The sequence below is a fragment of the Phycisphaerales bacterium genome (assembly GCA_040221175.1).
Lineage (GTDB): Bacteria > Planctomycetota > Phycisphaerae > Phycisphaerales > UBA1924 > JAHCJI01.
Genome location: JAVJVK010000013.1, coordinates 268,121 through 292,800 on the forward strand (window position 1 = coordinate 268,121; position 24,680 = coordinate 292,800).

Below are 24,680 nucleotides of genomic sequence, written 5' to 3' on the forward strand. Positions count from 1 at the left end.
GTGAAAAGGGGTTGACAGCGCCCCCCCCCCCATCTTGTACATTATCTCACGTTCGACACTCGCGGCACAGGGGGATCACACATGCAGACTCGCAACGCGTTCACGCTGGCATCGATCGTCATCGCGTGCGGCCTGCCCGTGGGCACGGCCCACGCGCAGACCCCGCCCAACGACTACGTGGCCCACGAGCAGGACGCAACGGATGGGGCCAACAACGAGGGAGCCTGGCCGACCGCCCCGGCGGTGGGCGTGAGCAACCTGGGCGTGCTGGCCGCCGGCACACGGTACCTCTCGCTGTTCTCCAAGGCCGCCACGATCACCGCGCTCGACGAGCGCGGCGTGGACGACCTTGACTTCCCTTTCGTGCCCGTCATCTCGAGCGGCGCAGTGCTGCTCGACCCGGTGGCCAACCACGATCCGATCCACAATCGATTGTGGGGGCTCTACACCGAGGCCGAGGTGGTCTCCATCGATCCGCTTGCGATCGATGACTGCGCCTTTAGCTCCTCGCTACACCTGTCGGTGAACAAGTCTGGGGCGAACTTTGGCATCACCGACCCCCTCGACGATTCGGAGTGGTGGTACTACACCGGCAGCGGCGGGTCGGCGGGTAACGGGGGCGAAGCGTTCGATCTCTTGGACGACGTGTCGATTCAGAAGTACAAGGGCGACGCCGCCCATGTACCCCCGTTCTACACAACGCGGCTGGGCTCTCTTGGCTTCCACACCATCACCGGCGACCCCAACGACCGCTCTGGCGGCCTGATTCTGGCGACCAATGCACGCACTCGGTGTTTTCTTCCAGAGGGCACCAATGGTCCGACGCCGCTCAACCAAGAGGTCCGCCAGTTCATCTACGTCATTCCCTACGAACACGATGGGGGCGCCTCGTCGATCCTCGACGGTGATCGGCCGGGCGAGAGCGACATGACGGTGATCAGGCCATTCGAGGGTGACGTAACACTTGGCGTCGTTGCTGATACCTCAACTTACGGCTGCGTCGTGCAGGCCCCCTTCGAGCAGGTGGAGAACGCCACGTTTATCATCAGCGTGCCCGACACCTATCAACCGTTCGGTTCGACCATCCCCTCGGAGGCAATCCGGCTGAAGGGCGTGTTCGACGCCGACGCAGGCGTGGGCGTGGATTGGACGCTCCAGCAGCGGACCTCGTCCGGCACGCTCTCGGACAACACGGTCGACACGACGCTCAAGTTCTATCCGCCCCGGGAGGCAGACGACTTCGGACCCATCACGCTGCCGCGGACGCCAGACGGTACGTGGGAGCCCGAGGCCCAGGGCGCGTACTTCCATTCGGCGGTGATCGCCAAAGACGGCAGCGCCAACGGCGGGGCCTTCCGCATCTTCGCCGTCCACGCCGTGCTGCCCGAGGACCAGGGCAACATCGTGCAGCAATGGGTCGTGCAGTGGTACGTGCTCGATCCGAATCTGAGCAACTTCCAATCGACGACCCCCGACATGTGGCAGCCCACGATCGTGGCCCAAGGCCGCATCCCGGTCGACATCAGCGAGGACGAGGGCGACCGGTACCACCCGGTCATCGTCGTCAACCGTCGCGGCCAGGCGTTCATCGAGTACACCTACTCGGACGAGACCGACCCGATGAACGACGACACGTGGCCTGAGGTCCGCCGCGTCCGCCTAAACAACTCGTACACTGGCATCGTCGGCTCGGAGACGGTCGTGCGTTCGGGCCCGCTGGTCGCCTACGACGACTCGATCCTGGAGACGTGGGCGAACGTTGCCGATGCACAGGCCGATCCGGTCAATCCGTGTTCGTATTGGTCGACGCACACGCTGGTGGCCGACGACAGCCCCAGCCCGACGACGAAGCGCGACGCGTGGCTGTTCCATCAGGCCTACGGCACATCGGTCGGGCGTAATTGCTTCCAGACGCCCGCCATGCTCGACCTGACCGACGATGCGGCGGTCGACGCCTACGACATGGCCGCCTTCACGCCCCTGTACGACCGCCGGGCCCGCCGCGTCGACATCGACGGCAGCGGCGAGGTCGACGCCATCGACATGCTGCTCTACATCGACGCGTTCGACGCGTACACGCGCGGCCGGTAATCGCCGCTCCCAACACGAACACCCCTCGGCCCGCCACGCGGGCCTTTCTTATTGGTCCCGCCGACGCGCACCACCGTACGTCCGAGAGCCACGGCCACCCGACCACGCTCCGATCACCCACCAACCAACCCCCGCCCCAAACAAAGCCGAGACTTTTTTTCTGGTCAATGTTCGAGTTAGCACCCCTGACGCCCGCGCCAGAGAGGCCAAGGTCCGGATCCATGGGCGCGGATTGCCAGGACTCGGCACGGGATTGCCAATCCGCGCGACGAAACTGGCAATCCGCGCGACGGAACTGCCAATCCGCGCGACGGGACTGGCGGCCGGCGCGATGGTCCTTGCGATCCGCGCGATCGGGGCGCCAGCCCGCGCGACCGGACTGGCGGCCCCCTCAACGGTCCCGGCAGTCCGCGCGATCGGGAAGCCAGCCCGCGCGACAGGACCGCCAGCCCGATCGCGCGCCCCGGCTCCCCCGTCGCGCGGGCCGGCGGCCTTCGGGCCCGGGCCGGCGACCCGCGCGATCGATCCGCGGGCCCGGGCGTCCGCAAACGCGGCGATGCGAGCCGGCGCACGAGAAAGCCCGGGCTCGCGCCCGGGCTTCATTTCACCACACAAGTCGATTGTGCCCCAGGGCCTCGTTCTTACGAGGCAAGCTCACCGCCGGAGGCGGTGACTCAATGTGCTGGTTGCCCGAAGAGGAACCGGCCTCGTTCTTACGAGGCCAACTCACCGCCGGAGGCGGTGACTATGTCAATGCTCGACGCGCTTGCCCAGCAGCGGGCCCACGCGGTCGACCAGGCGGTTGAGCGTCTGGCGGTCCTTCGCCTCGGCGTTGAGGCGCAGCAGGGGTTCGGTGTTGCTCATCCGCACGTTGATCCACCAGCCTTCCTTTTCGAAGGCGTCGATCGTGATACCGTCCAGGTTGTCAACGAGTGCATCGTCGCCGGCGATCTCCTCCTCGAGCTTGTTGATCGCCTCCTGGGGCTCCTCGTTGGTGTAATTCAGCTCGCCGCTCTGCACGTAGCGCGCAATCGGCTTGATGAGCTGGCCCAGGCTCTTCTTGCTGCGGCCCAAGAGGCCCAGGACGGTCGACATCGCGATGGCGCCCGAGTCGGCGTTGTAATTGTCCTGGAAGTAGAAGTGGCCGCTGAGCTCGCCCCCAAACACGGCGCCGTGCTCGGCCATCGCGGCCTTCATGAACACGTGGCCCACGCGGCCGCGCACGGGCGTGCCGCCGGCCTTGCGGACGTCCTCCTCGACGGCCTTGCTCGAGCGCAGGTCGTAGACGATGGCGCTGCCCGGGTGCCGCTCGAGCGCATCGGCGGCCAGCAGCGCGGTGAGGTGGTCGCAGCCGATGATCTGGGCCTCGTCGTCGACCACCATGCAGCGGTCGGCGTCGCCATCGAAGCAAAAACCAACGTCGGCGTTATGCTCGATGACCGCCTCCTGCGTGTTGCGCATGTTGCTCTTGACAAGAGGATTCGGCGGGTGGGCGAACTCGCCGCTGGTATTGTCCATGTTGACGGTGATGAGCTCGATGCCGCAGTCGAGGTAGCCCTCGAGCAGCTCGCCCTTCTCGCCGAAGACCTTGGGGATCATCGTGCCGGCCATGGCGTTGGAGGCGTCGACGACGACCTTGAGGGGCCTATTGCGCGTCGAGGGCCCGCCCGCACGCACGAAGTGCCGCACGTGCTTGGCGTAGGGCTTCCACAAATCACGCTGCTCGACGCGGCCGCTTGGGTCGTCGATCGTGCGCATGTCGGCCATCGCGGCGTGCTTGCGGATGTCGGCCAGGCCGGTCGCCTCGCCGATGGGCCTGGCCTTGGGTCCGGCGATCTTGAAGCCGTTCCAGTTGGGCGGGTTGTGGCTCGCGGTAACCATCACCCCGCCCGCGCAGCCCAGGTGGTTGATGGCGAAGTAGATCATGGGCGTGTCGACCAGGCCCAGGTCGATGACGCTGACGCCCGTGCGCGTGAGCCCGTCGATGAGCTGGTCGGTGAGCACGGGCCCGCTCTCGCGCATGTCGCGCCCGACGACGACGGTGCGCATCATGGGCGTGTTCTCGCCGGTGGCCTTGGCGACTTCTAAGACGAAGCGCCCCGTGCCCACGCCCACCTGCCAGGCCATGCGGTCGGTCAAGAGGTCGGGGTAGGTTCCGCGGATGTCGTACGCCTTGAAGACTCGTCCGAGCATGGGGGCTCCGTTGGGGGGTGTGAGGGGCCGTGTCAAAGAGGCCTTGTATGTGGGTATGTGGGGGGGGGAAGTTGCAAAACGGCAACATTAGCCGGCGGGTTCGTGGGCGTCTTGTTTGTCGGAGTTATGTTTGGGTTGATTCGGTGTTGTCGGCCGGCGGAGGCGCCTTGGAGCGGATCGCTCGCCGCTGAGCGGAGATTCACGCGGCGTTCACCCCTGGCTCAACGGCGGGAGGTATGACTTGGTGAACACGTCGACGCCGACGAACACCAATCGAAGGGAGCACCCATGACCGCCAACGCCTCCACGCTCACCGGCCTGCTCGCCGCCGCCCTGGCCGGGGCCGGCACGCTGCACATCGCCCCCGCGGGCGGATCCATGCACGGGATCGACCAGCACGCCCAGCACCGCCAACAGGCCCGGCACGCCGAGCACGCCCTGCACGACGTGGACCGTGCCGTGGCGGCCATCGGACCCACCGAGGGCAACGACGGCGTTTCGGGCACCATCCGCTTCGAGAAGGTCGAGAACGGCGTCCGCGTGACGGCATACGTGGAGGGTCTGGAGCCCAACTCGAAGCACGGCTTCCACGTCCACCAGTATGGCGACGCCACCGCGGCCGACGGCACCAGCGCGGGCGGGCACTACGACCCCTCGGGCAGCGGCCACCACGCCCGGCCCGGCACTGATGACTCACACCACGCCGGCGACTTCGGGAACCTGGAAGCGAATTCTGAGGGGGTCGCCCGCTACGACCGAACCTTCGAGAGCCTGACCATCGCCGGGTCGGAGGCGCCGGTCCTGGGCCGGGCGGTGATCATCCACGCCCAGCCCGACCGGTTCGACCAGCCCACCGGCAGCGCGGGGGCGCGGATCGGCATCGGGGTGATCGGCGTGGCGAATCCGGAGCTGTTCGATCGGCCATTGCGGCCCTGAGCCTTGCCCCCCGCCCGCGGACGTGGCTATCATCTCGACCCGGCTCAGCCGGGAGCCAGCCTGCGGGATGTCCCACGGGCCGACAACGAAACGCCGAACGCACCACCGCGTCCGCGTGGCAGCCCTGGCCGGCCCACGCGACCACGCCCCCCGGAAGGGGGCGGCGGGGACCGGTGGGAGGTGGAGAAACGATGGCCAAACGCGAAGTCGCTCACGTTTTCAAGATCATGGCCCCGGGCGGGTCCGCCACGCCCGCGCCGCCGCTTGGCCCCGTGCTGGGCGCCAAGGGCGTCAACCCCGGCCAGTTCATCCAGCAGTTCAACGCCGCCACCGCCCACCTGAACGGCAAGGTCGTCGGGTGCGTGGTGACCAGCTACACCGACCGCTCGTTCGAGTTCGAGGTGAAGAGTTCGCCCGCGTCGGTGCTCATCAAGGAGGCCGCCGGCATCGACAAGGGCGCCGGCACGCCGCAGACGCCCATCGCGAAGATCACCCGCGACCAGTGCCGCAAGATCGCCGAGGAAAAGATGGCCGACCTGAACGCCACCGATATCGAGGCGGCGGCGGACGTGATCGCAGGCACCGCCCGCTCGATGGGCGTCAGGGTGGAGGGCTGAGATGGCACACGTGAGCAAGCGACGCAAGGCGAACCTGAAGGCCGCGCCCACCGAGGCCATGCCGGTCGAGCAGGCCATCAGCGCCGTCAAGAAGTTCAAGGGCCCGCGCTTCGACCAGACGGTCGAGGTCTGCATGCACCTGAACATCAACACCAAGCAGGCCGATCAGGCCCTGCGCGGCTCAGTCGCCCTGCCCAAGGGCATCGGCCAGAGCAAGCGGGTCGTGGCCTTCTGCAGCGAGGACAAGGTCCAGACCTGCCTGGACGCCGGAGCCATCAAGGCCGGCGGCGAGGAGCTGGTCGCCGAGATCGAAAAGGGCTGGATGGACTTCGATGTCGCGGTCGCCAGCCCCGACATGATGCGCGTTATCAGCAAGCTGGGCCGCGTGCTGGGCCCCAAGGGCCTGATGCCCAGCCCCAAGGCCGGCACCGTGACCACCGACGTGCCGCAGGCGGTGAAGGAATACGCCGCGGGCAAGCTGGAGTACCGGGCCGACGCGGGCGGCAACATCCACGCCGTCATCGGCAAGATGAGCTTCCCCGAAGCCGACCTGAAGGAAAACTTCGAGTACTTCGTGCAGGCCATCGAGAAGATCCGTCCCAGCGCCGTCAAGGGCGAGTACATCAAGAAGATCACCATCAGCGGCACCATGACCCCCGGCGTCCGCGTGCACCACGAGGCCGCCGTCGTCTCCTGACGAGCGGGAAAGGAAGCACCCATGTCCAAGCCCGTCAAAGAAATGATGATGGCCGATTACATGGCCAAGCTGGGCGAGAACGGCGAGGCCCTGCTGATCAACATCCGCGGCGTCGGCGCCAACGACACCAACGCCCTTCGCAAAGACCTTGCCAAGAGCGAGATCTCGGTCACCGTGCTGCGCAACAACGTGGCCCGCAAGGCCTTCGAAGGCACAGGCCTGGAGCCCCTGGGCGAACTGCTCACCGGCCCCAACGCCCTGGTCTACGGCGCCGAGACCGTCGTCGAGGTGGCCCGCAAGATCGTCGACATCGCCAAGGACATGCCCGACATGGAGCTCCGCGGCGCGGTGCTCGATGGCGAGCTGTTCGAGGGTGAAGAGGGCGTCAAGCGCCTGAGCAAGTTCCCCACGCGCGACGAGGCGATCGCCAAGGTCGTCACCGTCGTGCTCGCCCCCGGCGGCAAGCTGGTCAGCGCCGCCACCAGCCCGGCGAGCAACATCGCCGGCATCCTCAAGACCCTCCAGGAAAAACTGGAGAACGGCGAGACCATCGCCAAGACCGCCTAGCAGGCACAACCGTCCTGATCGTGGAAACGCGAGCGGGACGTTTTTGATTCGTAGCCGTCGAGCACGGCGACCACCGACTGGCCCCGGCATGCTCCCACGCGGAGCGGGGTTAAAGCGCCGAACGGTTCGGCCCCACTCGGAGGCGCACGGATTCGACACAGCACTCGGAAAGAAGCACGACCATGAGCGACGAAGGCGGCACCAAGACGTTTGACGCGAAGATCACCAAGATGGGCGACGAGATCGTCGGCCTGACCCTCAAGGAAGCCGTCGACCTGGCGGACTACCTGAAGGACACCTACGGCATCGAGCCCGCCGCCGGCGGCGCGGTCATGATGGCCGGCCCCGCCGAGGGTGGCGGTGGCGGCGGCGCCGAGGAGAAGACCGAGTTCGACGTCGTCCTCAAGGGCGACGGCGGCAAGAAGATCCAGGTCATCAAGGTCGTTCGCGAAGCCACCGGCCTGGGCCTGAAGGAGGCCAAGGACATGGTCGACAACCTGCCGGCCAAGATCAAGGAAGGCCTCAGCAAGGACGACGCCGAGGCCCTGGCCGAGAAGCTCAAGGAAGCCGGCGGCGAGGTCGAACTGGCCTGATCGCCGAACAACCGCGTCGGCCAGTTGTTCCGGTGCAACAGGGTATTCCACAACTATCGTTGGCACAGGCCGCGTGCATTCCCGCACGCGGCCTTGTCATCGGGTGCAGGAGCGATCGGGAGCCGCGTCGGGCGGCTCCGGGATCGTCTTGAACATTCATTCTCATCGTGCTAGCGAAAACCATGCCCCTTGTCAAGAGGGATTGTGAGCGCTATCCTGACTATTGCGTCATGAAACAGGACGGGGCTGGCGGCGATCCGAACAGCACGATGTAGATCCAGATGGACCCTCCACAGGCCTCGGGCTGTGGGCATGGGTCCGCTTCCCATCGCGAGGTGACCGATGGCGGCGATGAACGTGCGCAGTTATGCAAAGCGTGGCGACACCCTTCCGGTGAGCGATCTGACGGTCGTCCAGCGGTTGGCCTACGAGCGCTTCCTCCAACTCGACAAGGCTCCCGACGAGCGCGACCCCGAGATCGGGCTCGAGTCGCTCCTGCGGGAGGTCTTCCCGATCGAGAGCTACGACGGGACAATGCGCCTTCAGTACAGCCAGTACGAACTGGACGAGGCCCGCTACACCATCGACGAGTGCAAAGAGCTTCGGCTGACCTACGGCCTGCCCTTCAAGATTCGCGTCCGCCTGGAGCGCGAGGGCCGGCCCGATATGCCCGAGGAGGACATCTACCTCGGTGAGTTCCCCATCATGATCGGTGGCGGCGAGTTCATCGTGAACGGCGCCGAACGCGTGATCGTCAGCCAGCTGCACCGCTCGCCGGGCGTGGACTTCTCCAAGAGCGAAGAGGAGACCGACCGCCCGCTGCACAGCGCCCGCATCGTGCCCGAGCGCGGCTCGTGGATCGAGATCTCGGTCAACAAGAAGGACCAGCTCGAGATGCGGATCGACCAGTCGCCCAAGATGGCGGCGACGACGTTCCTGCGCTGCCTCGACAAGACGGTCGCCTCGACCGAAGACCTGCTGAGCCTCTTCTACGAGATCAACGAGGTCAAGACCAACCAGCTCCACGAGGAAGACTGGGCCGCCGCGCCCATCGTCGACACCGAGAGCGGCGAGATCCTTGTCGACACGGGCTTCCAGATCGGCGCCGAGAACCTGGAGAAGATCCAGAGCTCCACCCTCAAGAGCGCGCGTGTCATCCAGAACCCCAGCGACGCGCTGATCCTCAACACGGTGGCCGCCGAGAACCTGCGCCGATTCGCCGAGGAGTTCAGCGTCGAGGAGCCCCACGAGCAGGCCCTGCTGAAGCTCTACACCAAGCTGCGCCCGGGCAACCCGCCCCAGGTCGAGAAGGCCAAGCAGCTGTTCATCGAGAAGTTCTTCGACGACAGCCGCTACCGCATCGGCCGCGTCGGTCGCTTCCGCATCAACCGCAAGTTCGGCTTCGAGGACTCGGTCGACAGCAACTTCATCCGCGCCCAGGACCTGCTCCGCATCATCCAGTACCTGCTGGACCTGCGCAGCAACCGCCTGGATCCGGAGACCGGCCAGCCGGTCGCCAACGAGGACGACATCGACCACCTGGGCAACCGCCGCCTGCGGACGATGGACGAACTCGCCGTCGACGAGGTCCGCAAGGGCTTCCTGAAGCTCAAGCGCACCGTGCAGGAGCGCATGAGCGTCAAGGACCCCGACGAGCTGGCCAAGATTGCCGACCTGGTGAACTCCAAGAGCATCTCCAGCGCCATCGACTTCTTCTTTGGCCGCAGCGAGCTGAGCCAGGTGGTCGACCAGACCAACCCGCTCAGCACCCTGGTGCACGAGCGATGCCTGAGCGCCCTGGGCCCGGGCGGCCTGAACCGCAAGCGCGCCGGCTTCGAGGTGCGCGACGTGCACATCAGCCACTACGGCCGAATCTGCCCGATCGAGACGCCCGAAGGCACCAACATCGGCCTGATCGCCCGCATGTCGATCTATTCGTCGATTGACGACTACGGCTTCCTGCGCACGCCCTACCGCCAGATCAAGGGCGGCAAGGCGACCGGCGAGGTCGTACACCTGCGAGCCGATGAGGAGATGCGCGGCGTGCTCGCCCCGGCCGATGCGCTGGATGCCAAGGGCAACTTCCAGAGCGGCACCGTGCTCGCCCGCGTGTCTGGCGAACTGGCAGAGGTGCCCGCCGAGAGCGTGCAGTACGTCGATATCTCGCCCAAGCAGGTCGTCGGCATCTCGGCGGCGCTCATCCCGTTCCTCGAGCATGACGACGCCAACCGCGCGCTGATGGGCTCGAACATGCAGCGTCAGGCCGTCCCGCTCATCAAGGTCGATCCGCCCTGCGTGGCGACCGGCATGGAGCAGTCGGTGGGCCGCAATTCGGGCATGGTCATCAAGGCCAAGGTCGGCGGCGTGGTGACGTTCGTCGATGCCGAGCGGATCATCATCGACAACAGCGACGAGTACGTGCTGCGGAAGTTCCGCGGCCTGAACGAGCGCACGTGCCTGAACCAGAAGCCCGTCGTCCGTCCGGGCGACGTGGTCGAAGCCGGCGACGTCATCGCCGATGGCCCGTCGATCAAGGACGGCGAGCTTGCGATCGGCAAGAACGTGCTGGTCGCGTTCAACACGTTTGACGGGTACAACTTCGAGGACGCCATCGTCATCAGCGAGCGCATCGTGAAGGACGACGTGTTCACGTCGATCCACATCGACAGCTTCGACGTGGAGATCCGCGACACCAAGCTGGGTCGCGAGGAGTTCACCCGCGACATCCCCAACGTCAGCGAGAAGGCCCTGCGCAATCTCGACGACGACGGCGTGATCCGCGTGGGCGCCCGCGTGGGCCCGGGCGACATCCTCGTTGGCAAGGTCAGCCCCAAGAGCAAGACCGAGCTGACGCCCGAAGAGAAGCTGCTGCACGCCATCTTCGGCCGCGCGGGCGAAGACGTGAAGAATGACTCGCTCGAGGTGCCCAGCGGCATCGACGGCATCGTCATCGGCGCGAAGAAGTTCAGCCGTCGCCTGCACATGAACGAGGAGCAGAAGCGGCAGCTCAAGCAGCAGATCGCCGAGTACGAGGCGGAGATGGACGCCAAGGCGATCGAGATCTTCCGGGAGCTGGTCGCGTCGATCAACGAGGCGATGGGCAGCGACCTGGTCGACCCCAACACCCGCCAGAAGGTCGCCGCCAGCGACATTCCCGAGGTCGTGATCGAGCAGATCAAGACCTTCGAGCTGGGCTGGGTCAAGGGCAGCAAGGACGCCCGCGAAGAGGCCGAGATCAGCTACAAGCAGTACTGGCCACGTATCGAGGCCATCGAGAAGGAAAAGCAGCGCCGCGTGGCCCACATGAAGCGTGGCGACGAATTGCCCGCGGGCGTGCTCGAAATGGTGAAGGTCTACATCGCCAGCAAGCGCCCCCTGAGCGTGGGCGACAAGATGGCCGGCCGCCACGGCAACAAGGGCGTCATCGCCCGCCTGGTGCCCATCGAAGAGATGCCGTTTATGGAGGACGGCACGCCTGTTGACATCATGCTGAACCCGCTGGGCGTGCCCAGCCGCATGAACGTGGGCCAGATCCTCGAATTACACCTGGGCTGGGCGGCGCAGGTGCTGGGCTTCCAAGCCGTGACGCCCGTGTTTGATGGCGCCACCGAGCAGGAGATCCACGACGCCATCGAGGAGGCCAACAACTACGTCAAGGAACGCAACGAGGAGGTCGAGAGGACCGGCCAGCACCCGCACCATCGCGAACTGCTGGCGCACATGCCTCGCGGCGGCAAGATCCAGCTCTACGACGGCCGCACGGGCGAGGCCTTCCAGCAGCGCACGTCGGTGGGCTTCATGTACATGCTCAAGCTGCACCACCTGGTGGACGACAAGATCCACGCCCGAGCCACCGGCCCCTACTCGCTCATCACCCAGCAGCCCCTGGGCGGCAAGAGTCGCACGGGTGGCCAGCGCTTTGGCGAGATGGAGGTCTGGGCTCTCGAGGCCTACGGCGCCAGCTACATCCTGCAGGAACTGCTGACTGTCAAGAGCGACGACGTCGAGGGTCGCACCAAGATCTACGAGAGCATGGTCAAGGGCACGCACAAGCTGGAGGCCGGCATGCCGATCGCCTTCGACGTGCTCTGCAACGAGCTCAAGGGCCTTGGCATGAACATCACGCTGGAGAAGCGGCAGACGGAGCTGGGCAGCCTGTTGTAACGGGCTCATCCAGGCACCTCCCCCCTCTGCTGCGTCCCGAACCGATCGACTTTCACCGGTAACCACCGGAGGCACACATGGCCGAAACCGTGTACGACCGCATCAACGACTTCTCCGCCGTCAAGGTGACGCTGGCCTCGCCCAACGACATCCGGGCGTGGTCTTATGGCGAAGTGAAGAAGCCCGAAACGATCAACTACCGCACGTACCGCCCCGAGAAGGACGGGCTGTTCTGCGAGCGCATCTTCGGGCCCGAGCGCGACTACGAGTGCGCCTGCGGCAAGTACCGCGGCGTGAAGTACAAGGGCATCATCTGCGACCGCTGCGGCGTGAAGGTGACCCACAGCCGCGTGCGCCGCAAGCGCATGGGCCACATCAACCTGGCCAGCCCGATCGTCCACATCTGGTTCTTCAAGAGCATGCCCAGCCGCCTGGGCACGCTGCTGGGGCTCAAGACGACCGAGCTCGAGCGCGTGATCTACTACCAGGACTACGTGATCATCGAGGCCGAGCCGGGGCTGCAACTCGAGGACGGCACGAAGATCGAGGCCCAGACGATCATCACCGAGGATAAGTACCGCGCCGCAGTGCTCGAGTTCGGCAACGCCTTCCGCGCCATGATGGGCGCCGAGGCCATCCGCGAACTCATCGATCGCCTCGACTTGGACGAGCTTGCCGGCCAGCTCCGCCAGGAACTGAAGGAAACCCGCAGCAAGCAGAAGATCAAGGACCTGGCCAAGCGGCTGAAGCTGGTCGAGAACATCCGCAAGAGCGAGAACGATCCGTCGTGGCTGGTGATGGACGTGATCCCCGTGATCCCGCCGGACCTGCGCCCGCTGGTCCTGCTCGAGAGCGGCAACTTCGCCACGAGCGATCTGAACGACCTCTACCGCCGCATCATCAACCGCAACAACCGGTTGAAGAAGCTGATGGACCTGAACGCGCCCGAGGTCATCATCCGCAACGAGAAGCGCATGCTCCAGCAGGCCGTCGACAACCTGTTCGACAACGCCCGCTGCCGCCGCCCGGTGGTCGGTTCGAGCAACCGCACGCTCAAGTCCCTGACCGACATGATCAAGGGCAAGCAGGGCCGCTTCCGCGAGAACCTGCTGGGTAAGCGCGTCGACTACTCGGCGCGCTCGGTGATCGTCGTGGGTCCCGAACTCAAGCTGTGGCAGTGCGGCCTGCCCAAGAAGATCGCACTGGAGCTCTACCAGCCGTTCATCATCCGCAAGCTGCGTGAGCATGGGCTGGCCGACACCATCAAGAGCGCCAAGCGTATGCTCGAGCGTCGCGACCCTGAGGTGTGGGACATCCTCGAGGAAGTCATCGACCAGCACCCCGTGCTGCTCAACCGTGCTCCGACCCTCCACCGAATGGGCATCCAAGCCTTCGAGCCCGTGCTCGTGGAAGGCAATGCCATCAAGGTGCACCCGCTCGTATGTACCGGCTTCAACGCCGACTTCGACGGCGACCAGATGGCCGTGCACCTGCCCCTGAGCGTCGAGGCCCAGGCCGAGGCGCACGTGCTGATGCTGAGCACGCACAACGTGTTCAGCCCGGCCAACGGCCAGCCGATCATCTCGCCCAGCCAGGACATCGTGCTGGGCGTCTACTACCTGACGCTGATGGCGCCCGATGCGGGCACCGACACCAAGAATCTGCCGACGTTCAAGGACCGCTCCGAGGCGATCCTGGCGTTCGAGCAGGGCAAGATCAAGATGCACGACCGCATCGTCGTGCGTCTGGAACTGTTCAACCAGGTGGTCAACAGCCAGGGCGGGGCCATCGAGCCGCTGCCCGAGAATCGCCGCATCGTGACCACGGCCGGGCGTTGCCTGTTCAGCGAGATCCTCGAGCCGGGCATGGCGTTCTACAACTGCTCGCTGGGCAAGAAGGGCTGCGCCCGCGTCATCGACGACGTGTTCGCCGTCTCGGGCAAGCCCGCGACCATCGACCTGCTCGATCGTCTCAAGGAGATCGGCTTCAAGCGTTCGACCGTCGCCGGCCTGAGCTTCGGCGTGACCGACATGCGCGTGCCCGCCGACAAGCAGGAACTGCTGGCCGAAGCGCAGAAGAAGGTTGACCGCGTCGAGAAGAACTACGACCGAGGCATCATCACCGAACGCGAGCGGTACAACCAGCTGCTGGACATCTGGGCCGGCTGCCGCGAGAAGGTGACCAAGAGCCTGATCGAGACGCTCAAGAACGATCGCCGTCTGCCCGATGGTCAGGAAGCGCCCATCGACGACAAGAGCGCGGCGCCCTACCTCAACCCCGTGTACCTCATGAGCGACTCGGGCGCACGCGGTAACGTGAGCCAGATGATGCAGCTCGCCGGCATGCGAGGCCTAATGGCCAAGCCCAGCGGCGAGATCATCGAGACGCCAATTCGCGCCAACTTCCGCGAGGGCCTGAGCGTGCTGGAGTACTTCAGCTCCACGCACGGTGCTCGTAAGGGCCTGGCCGACACCGCCCTGAAGACCGCCGATTCGGGCTATCTGACCCGTAAGCTCTGCGACGTCGCCCAGTCGGTCATCATCGGCGAGGTCGACTGCGGCAGCCGCCGCGGCATCCCCAAGCGCGCCGTCTACAAGGGCGAGCAGGTCGACGTGCCGCTCAGCGAGCAGGTCGTCGGCCGTGTCAGCCTGCACTCGATCGTCGACCCGGTGACCGACGAGCAGATCGTCGGCGCCAACGAGATGATTTCCGAAGAGGCCGCCGCCCGCATCGACGAGATCGGCATCGGCGAGGTCTTCGTCCGCAGTCCGCTCACCAGCGAGAGCCGCACCGGCTGCTCGGTGCTTGACTACGGCATGGACATGTCCATCGGCAAGATCGTCGAAGAGGGCATGGCGGTGGGCATCATCGCCGCCCAGTCGATCGGCGAGCCCGGCACGCAGCTCACCATGCGTACGTTCCACACCGGTGGCATCGGTACGCGTGACGTCGCCGAGAGCGAGTTCCGCGCCACGTTTGCCGGTACGATCGAGCTCCGCGACTGCGCCGAGGTGCAGGGCGAGGACGAAGACGGCGCCGAGGTGCTCATCTCGCTGAAGCGAAACGGCGAGGTCGCCATCCTCGACGACAAGGGCCGCGAGCTCGACAAGAGCAAGATGCCCTATGGCGCCCTGATCTACGTCAAGCCCGGCGAGACCGTCAAGAAGGGCGCCGTGCTGGTCAAGTGGGACCCGCACCGCACGCCCATCCTCGCCGAGAAGGGCGGCAAGATCCAGTTCGTCGACATCGAGGTCGGCCAGACCGTGCGTGAAGACGACGCCGGCCAGGGCAAGAAGGCCTTCGTGGTCATCGAGCACAAGGGCACGCGTTCGCCGCAGATCAACGTGGTGGACGAAAGCGGCCAGATCCTCGACTTCCACTACCTTCCCGCCAAGGCGCGTATCGAGGTGCAGGACGGCCAGGAGATCAAGGCCGGCCAGATGATCGCCCGCCAGCCGCGGCAGGCCGAGCGCAGCCAGGACATCGTCGGTGGTCTGCCCCGCGTGACGGAGATCTTCGAGGCCCGCAAGCCCAAGGACCCCGCCGTCATGGCCGAGATCTCGGGCAAGATCGAGATCTACAGCGACAAGCGCAAGGGCAAGATCACCATCCGCGTGGTGTCCGATTCGGGCATCGAGAAGGACCACCACGTGCCGCGCGACAAGCAGCTGCGTGTGCACACGGGCGACTTCGTCAGCGCGGGCGATCAGCTCACCGAGGGTCCGCTGGATCCCAAGGACATCCTGCGAATCAAGGGCGAAGAGGCCGTCTGGCTTTATATGCTCGAAGAGGTGCAGAACGTCTATCGGGCCCAGGGCGTGAAGATCAATGACAAGCACATCGAGCTGATCCTCAGCCAGATGATGCGCAAGGTGCAGGTGCAGAACGCCGGCGACACCGACCTGCTGCCGCAGGAAGTGGTCGATCGCTACGTGTTCAGCCAGAAGAACCGCGAGATCCTCAGCATGGGCCGCATCGTGGAGGCCGGCGACACCGATCTCCGCGTGGGCCAGATGTACACCCGCGACGAGATCAAGGAAGCCAACGCACGGGCCGAGGCCGAGGGCAAGGAAGGCGCCAAGGCCAAAAAGCCCAAGCCCGCCGTTGGTCGCACGTTGCTGCTGGGCATCACCAAGGCCAGCCTCCAAAGCGAGAGCTTCCTCTCGGGTGCATCGTTCCAGGAGACCACCAAGGTGCTCACCGAGGCCGCCCTCAAGGGCGCGTCGGATCACCTCATCGGCCTCAAGGAGAACGTGCTGCTGGGCCACCTCATCCCCGCCGGCACGGGCTTCCGCGGCTATCAGGACATCCGCGTCAAGCCGCTCGTGCAGCTCGCGCCGATGTCGGCCGATGGGCTCGAGGACGGCAACGGCTCGGAGCACCTGCTCGAGGACGGCGACTCGTCCAGCGTCATGCCCCAGGTCGAGGTCAAGGACTTCGTCATGGGCGAGAGCGCCGACCACGCCCAGTGATTCGTTGAACGTGGGGGTCAAACCCTGGTGAACCCCAGGGATGGATTGAGAGAAAAAACGCCGGGTGGGAGCTCGCTCCTGCCCGGCGGTTTCGTTTGTGAATCTGAACTTGAATCAGAACGGCAGCTGCACGCCGAGCTGAACCTTGTGGGCTTCGTAGTCGTCGCCGAAGTCGCCCTCGTACGCCAGGCGGACGTTGAAGCCCCCGCCCGTGCGGAAGCCGAAGCCGGCGGTGGGGCTGTAGTAGTTGTCCACTGCGGCGTCGTCGAGGAAGTCCGAATAGCTCCCGCCAGCGAAGACATAGGCGTTGTCGCCGATGTGGTACGAGGCCTTGCCGCCTACGCGGACATAGTCCTGGGTCAGGGCGGGGTCGAACTCAAACTCGCTGAGTTCCAGGGAGATCGAGTCGAAGTGCGTGTAGCTGGCGGCGCCGCTGAAGAGCCAGTCGCCGACTTCGTAACTGGCCAGCGCTGTGCCGCCCACGCCCCAGAACAACCCTCCCGAGACCATCTCGTAGCTGCCCGAGCCGGCGATGAGGGCGCCCGGTGCGATCTGGAACGTGAAGCCCTTGCCGTCTTCTTGCTGGATGAGCCGGATGGGCACGTCCAGGTGGGCGCCGGCGGTGAAGACGTCGGCACCCTCAACGTCGTAGTAGCTGATGGGGAATGACGCGGCAACGCCCCAGAACCGATTCACTCGATACTCCAGGCTGCCCGCGAGATTCACGAAGGTGGTTTCCAGCCCGTCGGCGTCCGAGATGCCCGCCTGGGCGTCAAAGCGAATGCGTAGCCCACGGTCAGAGCCCGGTTGGAACCACTGCATGCTCGCCGAACCCACCGGTGCACTCTCCATCTGCATGGGGTCACTCGCCGGATCCCGAGAGCCGTCCTGGCCGAAGCCGCTGGCATCGCCCACGGCTTGCATGTCCCCTGTTTGTTCCTGTCGTGTGGTGCGGAATACGCCGGGTGAGGCGGCCGCGGGCTGGACGATTTCCCCCCGCATGATCCGGCGTTCCAGGCGTGTCAGGTCCTGGTGCTTGCCGAAGCGGTCGTACTTGTACGAGGCCATGCGCGCGGTGGTGGACTGGGGGTTGCCGTCGGTGACGGCGACCAGCGACCGCTGGTTGATCTCTTTCAGGAAGTCGGCGACGGTGGCCGAGCCTTCCTTCTCCAGGAAATCGACGATCTGGTCTTCCACGTCGCCCGTCGCGTCGGTCATGAAGACCAGCGGGTCGCCCTCGCGGCCCAGGAACTGGAGCGTGGCGCGGTCGCCGTCGTCGCTGAGGGTGAAGCTGATGGCATCGTCGACGCCCGCGTATCGCAGCGACGCCGCGAAGGCCTCGCCGTCGAAGATGGCAAAGTCGTTCTGCGTGTCCAGCAGGTCCTCGACGAGATCGGGCACCGAAGAGCCGCCCACCGACAGGGTTCCGACCATGGGGTCGTCGGCCACGACCATCACGCGGAACAGGTCATCGCCCCGGGCGGTGGGGGACAGGCAGGCAAGGCCAGCAGCGGCCAGCAGGCCAGCGGTCGCGCATCGACGCATGGTGGGTTCTCCTCTGGGCGCCCGGGGCGCGCTGTTGCTTGCGGCCAGCGCTCCGATGCCGACCAAGGGTGTTATCGACCGCTCTCCGGCCGCGGTTGAGCTTCATCGCAGATCGAGCGTGAATTTGTGGGGACGCGCAAAGTCTGCCGCCATACGATGCTTCCCGGGGCCCGATTTCGGGGCCCACACCCTGCTCACGGCGAGCGTTCATCGGTCTGGATGACCCCCGGAGGTGGCCTCGGGATGCCCAAACGCGACGATATCCGCACCATCCTCGTCCTCGGCTCGGGCCCGATCGTCATCGGCCAGGGATGCGAATTCGACTATTCGGGCGCCCAGGCGTGCAAGGCCCTCAGGGCAGAGGGCTGCCGGGTGGTGCTGGTGAACTCCAACCCCGCCACCATCATGACCGATCCGAGCATGTCGGATCGCACCTACATCGAGCCCATCACGCCCGAGAGCGTCCGCAAGATCATCCAGAAAGAATGCGATCAGGCCGCCGGCGGCCAGGGCATCGACGCCATCCTGCCCACCCTGGGCGGCCAGACCGCCCTGAACTGCGCCTGCGCCCTGTTCGACAACGGCACGCTGGACGAATTCGGGATCGAGATGATCGGCGCCGACCGCCAGGTCATCCACCGGGCCGAGGATCGCGAGGCCTTCCGCAAGGTGTGCGAGGCCGAGGGCCTGCCGCTGGCGCCCTCCCGCACCGTCACTTCGCTCGACGAGGCGATGGAAGCCCTCGAGGAACTGGGCCTGCCATCGATCGTTCGGCCCGCCTTCACGCTGGGCGGCTGGGGTGGTGGCGTGGCATACAACACCGACGAGTTCCGCCAGCAGGTGGCCCGCGGCCTGAGCGCCAGCATGATCGGCCAGGTGCAGATCGACAAGAGCCTGCTGGGCTGGAAGGAGTACGAGCTCGAGGTTGTCCGCGACAAGAAGGACAACTGCGTCATCGTCTGCGGCATCGAGAACATCGATGCCATGGGCGTCCACACGGGCGACTCGATCACCGTCGCCCCCGTGCTGACGTTGACCGACAAGGAGTACCAGGTGCTCCGCGACGCGGCCTTCGCGGTCGTGCGGGCGGTGGGCGTCGAGACCGGCGGCAGCAACGTGCAGTTCGCCGTCAATCCGAACCCCACGCCGAACGAGGACGGCACCGAAGCGTTCGAGTTCGTGGTGGTCGAGATGAACCCGCGCGTGTCGCGCTCCAGCGCGCTGGCCAGCAAGGCCACGGGCTTCCCGATCGCCAAGATCGCCGCCCGCCTGGCTCTGGGCTACACGCTCGACGAGCTGCGCAACGACATCACCGCGACCACCAGCGCCTGCTTCGAGCCCAGCATCGACTACGTGGTCACCAAGATGCCGCGGTGGACGTTCGAGAAGTTCCCCGAGGCCGACGAAACGCTCACCACGCAGATGAAGAGCGTGGGCGAGGCCATGGCCATCGGCCGAACCTTCAAAGAAAGCCTCCAGAAGGCCATCCGCTCGATGGAGGTCAAGCGGTTTGGCTTGGGGCTCGATCGCAACGACAAGTGGTTGACGGCCACGCGGGCCATCGAGCGCGAGCAGCTCGTGCTGGATTTTGCCGTGCCGGGCGACGCGTCGCACATCGCCAGCGCCACGGGCCTGCGCACCGCCGATGGGCAGCCCATCGAATGGCCCATCGACGACACGAAGCTCACCCGAAAGCTGGCCGTGCCCAGCCAGGGCCGGCTGTACTACGTGCGATACGCGCTGAAGATGGGCTGGTCGATCGACCAGATCTACCAGCTGACGCGCATCGACCCGTTCTTCCTGGGGCAGATCGCCGAGCTGGTGGCCTTCGAGGACACGCTGCTGGCCTACGAGAAGCTCGAGGACGTGCCCGAGAGCATCCTCCGCGAGGCCAAGCGACTGGGCTACAGCGATGCGCAGCTGGCCAACGTGTACCTCGACACGATCAGCAGCAGGACCATCCTGGCCGTGCGCGAACGCCGCAAGGGCATGGGCATCACGCCCGCGTTCAAGCTGGTCGATACCTGCGCCGCCGAGTTCGAGGCCGCCACGCCCTATTACTACTCAACCTACGAGAGCCCGGTCACAGTGTATGACGAGCAGGGCAACGCCACGCAGGCCTACGACAGCGAGATCCGCATCACCGATGCGCCCAAGGTCGTCATCCTGGGCGGCGGGCCCAACCGCATCGGCCAGGGCATCGAGTTCGACTACTGCTGCTGCCACGCCGCCTTCGCTGCGCGAGAGATGGGCATCGAGAGCGTGATGATCAACTCGAACCCCGAGACGGTCAGCACCGACTACGACACCAGCGATCTGCTGTTCTTCGAGCCCCTGACGCTCGAGGACGTGCTCAACGTCACCGAAGCGATCAACCCCGCCGGGCAGCTCACCGGCGCGATCGTCCAGTACGGCGGGCAGACCCCGCTGAACCTCGCCCACGGCCTGGCCATGGCCGGCACGCCCATCATCGGCACCAGCCTCGACTCGATCGACCTGGCCGAGGACCGCGACCAGTTCGACCACCTGCTCGAGGAGGTCGGCCTGGCCCGCCCGGCCAGCGGCATCGCGCGCTCGCGCCAGCAGGCCGAGGCCATCGCCGCCGAGCTTGGCTACCCCGTGCTCGTGCGGCCCAGCTACGTGCTGGGCGGGCGGGGCATGGAGATCTGCCAGGACAAGTCGGCCCTGCGCCGCTTCGTCGACAGCGCCGTGCACAGCGCAGGGCTCGACGGCGGGCTCGAAGACGCGCCGATCCTCATCGACAAGTTCCTCGACGGCGCGACCGAGGTCGACGTGGACGTCATCGCCGATTTTGATCCCACGGGCGAGCGCGAGGGCGGCCGCGCCGTCATCTGCGGCATCATGGAGCACATCGAGCACGCGGGCGTGCACAGCGGCGACAGTACGTGCTTCCTGCCGCCCAACGAGCTCTCGCCGCGCACCATCGGCAAGGTCCGCCAGGCCGCCCAGCAGCTCGCCTCGGCCCTGAAGGTCTGCGGCCTGATGAACGTGCAGCTTGCGATCAAGGACGACGTGGTCTACGTGCTGGAGGTCAACCCCCGCGCCAGCCGGACGGCCCCGTACGTCAGCAAGGCCACGCACGTGCCCTGGCCCAACCTTGCCGCCCGCGTCATGATGGGCGCCACGCTCGACGAACTGGGCGTGCAGGAGGTGGTCGACCCCGGCGCGTTCGCCGTCAAGGCGCCCGTGTTCCCCCACCAGAAGTTCCCGCGCGTCGACTTCGTGCTGGGCCCGGAGATGCGCAGCACGGGCGAGGTCATGGGCATGGACGCCTCGCCCCCGCTGGCGCTGGCCAAGGCCGCGATGGCCGCGGGCAACACGCTGCCCACCGCCGGCGCCGTGTTCGTCTCCGTGCGCGACGCCGACAAGCAGGGCATCCTCCCCGTCGTGCGCGGGCTGGCGGCCATGGGCTTCGTGATCTACAGCACCGGCGGCACCGCCGAGTTCCTGGCGCGCTACAGCGTGCGCACGAACCTGGTCCAGAAGATCGCCACGGGCGCACGCCCCAACGTCATCGACATGATGACCAGCGGCGACATCCAGCTGGTCATCAACACGCCCACCGCCAGCGGCAGCGAGACCGACGAGGGCCGCATCCGCTCCACCGCCGTGCGCCTGTCGATCCCGATGATCACCACCGCCACGGCCGCGCGCGCGGCGGTCGACGCCATCGCCGCCCTGCGCGCCGGCGACTGGTCGGTCCGGCCGCTCCAGGAATACGCCCAGGCCGCCCGCAGCATCGAGGCCAACCGCCAGCCCGTCGCCGCCCGCTGACTTCCGACCATCTCCGGTCGGTCTTCCGCCCGCTTTTCGTTGGGCCCGGTGCGTCCGCACGGGGCCGAGAACGCGGCGGCTGCCGCCTCCAGCGTGCCCCCGGGTGCCCGGAGCCGGATGCGCGTTCCCAGATTCTTGCTCGATCCGCCCGCCGCTCGCTCGGCGGCGACGGGTTGCAACCGGCCGGTCGTCCACTGGTACAAAACGCGGCACGGTCGATTCCCAACGACCTTGAGGCGTTGGAACGCACGACCGCCGGAGCACACCGGGCCCGACCGGGCCCTGCGAGTTCGCCCCCAGCCGGGGACGCCGACCGCTCCGACCTGTTGGATAGCTGCTTACCCAGGGCCACGACCGGACGGCACGCCGGGGGAAAGGACTCTTTGTATGCGGATGAGTGAGCGAGGCGCGTCGCGGTTCCATCGCCTGCGCGGCAGGCCGGGGCAGGGCCCCAACGAGCTGGTCGTGGCCGACCGCGACTGGCTGCATGGGCGCTTCCGCCTGTCGATCGATGCGCCCAACTTCGCCAACACCGGCCCGATCTTCTGGCCCACGGTCGTCTTCGCGCGCGATCCGGTCATCATCACGCAAGAGGGCGCCGAGCCGGTCGTCGCCGACCCCAACACGACGATGGTCTACAACGCCATGCGCCCCTATACGCGCGAAGCGCTCACCGAGCGCGGCGATCGCTGCGAGTGGTTCAGCGTCGCGCCGCACCTGGCGATGGAGATCGCCCGCAGCCTGGGGCTCAAGGCCGACGCGCCCGAGTCGCTCGCGCCCTTCACGCACGCGACGTGCCCGCCCGAGCTCTATCGCGACCAGCGGCGCCTGAGCCTGGACCTGGCGGCCGCCCAGTCCGACCCGCTGGGCCTGGGCGAGGCGGTGCTGGACGTCTTCCGCCGCGCGCTCGAACCCGGCGTGGGCGGCGCGGGCCTGCGCCGCCGGCGATCGGCGGCCACCACCGAGCCCACGCGCCGGGCCCACCGCGACCTGGCCGAGAACGCCAAGGCCGTGCTGGCCCAGCGCTACGCCGAGCGCCTGACGCTCGACGAGCTGTCGGACGAACTCGAGGTCTCGCCCTTCCACCTCGCTCGGACGTTCCGCCACTGGACGGGCCAGACCGTGCACAAGTACCTCACGGCCCTGCGCATCGCCGCCGCGCTGGACTTCATTGCCCAGGGCATGCCGCTCAACCAGGTCGCCGCCAGCACGGGCTTTTCCAGCCACAGCCACTTCACGCAGACCTTCGGCTGCCTGCTGGGTGAGAGCCCCTCGGCCTGGCGTCGCAAGATCACTTCGCCCGCCCCGGCCCGGAGGCCCGCCCGATCCTCGTGTGCTGCCACGGGCGGCGAGCGCCGCGAGCCGCTGCGCCCGGCCTCACGCGATGTTCATGATTCCGGGCTTGATGACTCTGAACTTCATGATTCCGGGCTCCCCGATTCCGGGCTTCATGACGCCGGATAGGTGCAGCGCGTGCGGTCGGTCTCCCACACGGTGATCTCGCGCAGGCGCGCCCCCGAGCCCGTGGCGTCGATGGCCTTGCTCAATCGTTCATAGCACACGCGGGCGATGTGCTCGACGCTGGGGTTGACGCCCGCCTGGCTGAAGTCGGGCGGGTCGGTGTTCAGGTTGGTGTGGTCGAAGGCCTGCACGATGGCCTCGTCGGTCAGCCGTTCGAGGTCGTGCATCGTAAAGGGCATCGCGCCCCCGCCCTCGTAGGTGTCGGGAATGGGCGCTTCGACGGCCGGCTCGACCTGGTAGTTGTGCCCGTGGCCGCTGGGGTTGTTGCACTTGCCGAAGAGGCGCTGGTTCTCCTCGTCGCTGAGGCTCGCCACGTGCAGCCGATGGGCGGCGGCGAAGTCCACGCGCGTGCGGAGGATGACGGTCGTGGGGGTCGGAGATGTTCGTGTGTCGGTCGTCATGGTGATGCTCGTGACGGGGGTCAGGTTCCAGCGCAGGCTCGCCAGCTCGACGGGCAGGGCCTCGCGCAGGGCGTCGAGCAGCTCGGGCAGCAGCGTCGCCGGCTCGCGCGTGGGGTCCTCGTGACAGGCGGTGGCGATCATCGGGATGACGCTCGCGCGCACCGCCCGGTCGATGCCCTTGATGTCGATGAGGTAGCCGGTGGTGGCGTCCGGCTCGCCGCGGGCGGTGACGTCGACGCTGTAGTACCGCCCCAGCCCGCGCATGGCGGGCTTGGCGTTGAAGCCGTTGGGGTCGCCGGCGATCTGGCTGGCGACATCCCCGAACGACGGATCGTTCACGCAGAAGCGCGTGGTGCGCGTGAGTTCGATGGTTGTGGCGGCGGTCCGGGCCATGCTTGCCCGTCAGGGTAGTACCATTCCCCGGCCCGCCCCGTTCGTTCCATCCTTGCAGACGGAGGTTCCCCCATGCGTACGAAGAGCATCATCACCCTGGCCGCCGGCTCGCTGGCGATCGCCGCCCTCTCGGCCTGCTCGGGCAACGGCGAGGCCGATGGATCGAGCGCGACTGATTCGAGCGCGACCCAGCAGGAGAGCAGCATGACCCAGACCGACTCCACGGCGCCCAGCGTTCGCGGCGCGAGCTTCCAGATGGCCGACGGCACGCAAGCCAGCATGGACGACTACCAGGGCCAGGTCGTGCTGGTGGTCAACGTCGCCAGCGCGTGCGGCCTGCGCCCGCAGGTGGCCGAGCTCGAGACGCTCTACGAGAAGAACAAGGCCAAGGGCTTCACCGTCATCGCCTTCCCCAGCGCGAGCTTCAATCAAGAGCCGCTGGATGCCGAAGGCGCCGCCGACTTCTGCCAGGCCCAGGGCGCGACGTATCCCGTGGCCGCCAAGGTCGACGTGAAGGGCCAGAGCGCCCACCCGCTGTTCGCCACGCTCAGCAAGCAGGGCGGCGAGCCGGACTGGAACTACACCAAGTACCTGGTGGGAAAGGACGGCCGCGTCATCGCCCGCTTCGCCCCGCGCACCAGCCCGACGAGCGCGGAGGTCCAGTCGGCGATCGACGCGGCGCTGCGGGGCTGAGA

General features: G+C 66.7%; 14 protein-coding genes. 11 read left to right on the top strand and 3 right to left on the bottom strand.

Features of this window, described 5'->3' with window-relative positions; genetic code table 11:
* Positions 1-81 precede the first annotated feature (81 nt).
* Positions 82-2,091 carry a hypothetical protein gene (locus RIE32_11145; protein ID MEQ9096806.1) on the top strand — a complete coding sequence of 670 codons (2,010 nt, stop codon included), beginning with the start codon at positions 82-84 and terminating at the stop codon, positions 2,089-2,091.
* Between the two features lie 750 nt (positions 2,092-2,841).
* Here the strand turns inward: RIE32_11145 and RIE32_11150 are convergent.
* Positions 2,842-4,284 (bottom strand): phosphomannomutase/phosphoglucomutase, encoded by a 1,443-nt coding sequence (locus RIE32_11150; GenBank protein MEQ9096807.1) that lies wholly within the window; start codon positions 4,282-4,284, stop codon positions 2,842-2,844.
* A 288-nt stretch (positions 4,285-4,572) separates the two neighbouring features.
* On the opposite strand from RIE32_11150, the gene RIE32_11155 reads away from it, so the two are divergent.
* From RIE32_11155 to rpoC, 7 genes are all read left to right on the top strand, one after another.
* Positions 4,573-5,220: a superoxide dismutase family protein gene (locus RIE32_11155; protein ID MEQ9096808.1), complete on the top strand. Its 648-nt coding sequence runs from the start codon at positions 4,573-4,575 to the stop codon at positions 5,218-5,220.
* Between the two features lie 191 nt (positions 5,221-5,411).
* Entirely contained in the window at positions 5,412-5,837 is a 426-nt protein-coding gene (rplK, locus tag RIE32_11160; protein MEQ9096809.1) for a 50S ribosomal protein L11, read from the top strand.
* A 1-nt stretch (position 5,838) separates the two neighbouring features.
* Positions 5,839-6,534 (top strand): 50S ribosomal protein L1, encoded by a 696-nt coding sequence (gene rplA / locus RIE32_11165; GenBank protein MEQ9096810.1) that lies wholly within the window; start codon positions 5,839-5,841, stop codon positions 6,532-6,534.
* A gap of 21 nt (positions 6,535-6,555) precedes the next feature.
* Positions 6,556-7,101 (top strand): 50S ribosomal protein L10, encoded by a 546-nt coding sequence (gene rplJ, locus RIE32_11170; GenBank protein ID MEQ9096811.1) that lies wholly within the window; start codon positions 6,556-6,558, stop codon positions 7,099-7,101.
* A 182-nt stretch (positions 7,102-7,283) separates the two neighbouring features.
* Positions 7,284-7,694 carry a 50S ribosomal protein L7/L12 gene (rplL, locus tag RIE32_11175; protein ID MEQ9096812.1) on the top strand — a complete coding sequence of 137 codons (411 nt, stop codon included), beginning with the start codon at positions 7,284-7,286 and terminating at the stop codon, positions 7,692-7,694.
* A gap of 342 nt (positions 7,695-8,036) precedes the next feature.
* A complete protein-coding gene (gene rpoB, locus RIE32_11180; GenBank protein ID MEQ9096813.1) occupies positions 8,037-11,858 on the top strand; it encodes a DNA-directed RNA polymerase subunit beta in 3,822 nt (1,273 codons plus the stop codon).
* Positions 11,859-11,935: 77 nt separating this feature from the next.
* A complete protein-coding gene (gene rpoC / locus RIE32_11185; GenBank protein MEQ9096814.1) occupies positions 11,936-16,330 on the top strand; it encodes a DNA-directed RNA polymerase subunit beta' in 4,395 nt (1,464 codons plus the stop codon).
* Between the two features lie 114 nt (positions 16,331-16,444).
* On the opposite strand, the gene RIE32_11190 is transcribed toward rpoC, so the two are convergent.
* Positions 16,445-17,875 carry a hypothetical protein gene (locus RIE32_11190; GenBank protein ID MEQ9096815.1) on the bottom strand — a complete coding sequence of 477 codons (1,431 nt, stop codon included), beginning with the start codon at positions 17,873-17,875 and terminating at the stop codon, positions 16,445-16,447.
* 243 nt (positions 17,876-18,118) lie between these two features.
* Here RIE32_11190 and carB point away from each other — a divergent pair, with 243 nt between their 5' ends.
* Together carB and RIE32_11200 are read left to right on the top strand one after the other, a co-directional pair.
* Positions 18,119-21,670, top strand: coding sequence for a carbamoyl-phosphate synthase large subunit (gene carB, locus RIE32_11195; protein MEQ9096816.1), 3,552 nt, complete (start codon positions 18,119-18,121; stop codon positions 21,668-21,670).
* Between the two features lie 393 nt (positions 21,671-22,063).
* The gene (locus RIE32_11200; GenBank protein ID MEQ9096817.1) at positions 22,064-23,134 is read left to right on the top strand and encodes an AraC family transcriptional regulator; all 1,071 of its coding nucleotides are present in this window, start codon (positions 22,064-22,066) and stop codon (positions 23,132-23,134) included.
* On the opposite strand, the gene RIE32_11205 is transcribed toward RIE32_11200, so the two are convergent.
* Positions 23,119-23,985, bottom strand: a complete 867-nt coding sequence (locus RIE32_11205) for a 6-carboxytetrahydropterin synthase (GenBank protein ID MEQ9096818.1) — start codon at positions 23,983-23,985, stop codon at positions 23,119-23,121. The two genes, RIE32_11200 and RIE32_11205, sit on opposite strands and share 16 nt — an antisense overlap.
* A 72-nt stretch (positions 23,986-24,057) precedes the next feature.
* On the opposite strand from RIE32_11205, the gene RIE32_11210 reads away from it, so the two are divergent.
* On the top strand, positions 24,058-24,678 hold the full coding sequence (locus RIE32_11210; protein MEQ9096819.1) for a glutathione peroxidase: 621 nt from the start codon (positions 24,058-24,060) through the stop codon (positions 24,676-24,678).
* Positions 24,679-24,680 lie beyond the last annotated feature (2 nt).

Excerpts from the sequence above, each read along its gene's own strand:
- RIE32_11145 (MEQ9096806.1), top strand. The coding sequence starts at position 82 with ATGCAGACTCGCAACGCGTTCACGCTGGCATCGATCGTCATCGCGTGC.
- RIE32_11150 (MEQ9096807.1), bottom strand. The coding sequence starts at position 4,284 with ATGCTCGGACGAGTCTTCAAGGCGTACGACATCCGCGGAACCTACCCC.
- RIE32_11155 (MEQ9096808.1), top strand. The coding sequence starts at position 4,573 with ATGACCGCCAACGCCTCCACGCTCACCGGCCTGCTCGCCGCCGCCCTG.
- rplK (MEQ9096809.1), top strand. The coding sequence starts at position 5,412 with ATGGCCAAACGCGAAGTCGCTCACGTTTTCAAGATCATGGCCCCGGGC.
- rplA (MEQ9096810.1), top strand. The coding sequence starts at position 5,839 with ATGGCACACGTGAGCAAGCGACGCAAGGCGAACCTGAAGGCCGCGCCC.
- rplJ (MEQ9096811.1), top strand. The coding sequence starts at position 6,556 with ATGTCCAAGCCCGTCAAAGAAATGATGATGGCCGATTACATGGCCAAG.
- rplL (MEQ9096812.1), top strand. The coding sequence starts at position 7,284 with ATGAGCGACGAAGGCGGCACCAAGACGTTTGACGCGAAGATCACCAAG.
- rpoB (MEQ9096813.1), top strand. The coding sequence starts at position 8,037 with ATGGCGGCGATGAACGTGCGCAGTTATGCAAAGCGTGGCGACACCCTT.
- rpoC (MEQ9096814.1), top strand. The coding sequence starts at position 11,936 with ATGGCCGAAACCGTGTACGACCGCATCAACGACTTCTCCGCCGTCAAG.
- RIE32_11190 (MEQ9096815.1), bottom strand. The coding sequence starts at position 17,875 with ATGCGTCGATGCGCGACCGCTGGCCTGCTGGCCGCTGCTGGCCTTGCC.
- carB (MEQ9096816.1), top strand. The coding sequence starts at position 18,119 with ATGCCCAAACGCGACGATATCCGCACCATCCTCGTCCTCGGCTCGGGC.
- RIE32_11200 (MEQ9096817.1), top strand. The coding sequence starts at position 22,064 with ATGAGTGAGCGAGGCGCGTCGCGGTTCCATCGCCTGCGCGGCAGGCCG.
- RIE32_11205 (MEQ9096818.1), bottom strand. The coding sequence starts at position 23,985 with ATGGCCCGGACCGCCGCCACAACCATCGAACTCACGCGCACCACGCGC.
- RIE32_11210 (MEQ9096819.1), top strand. The coding sequence starts at position 24,058 with ATGCGTACGAAGAGCATCATCACCCTGGCCGCCGGCTCGCTGGCGATC.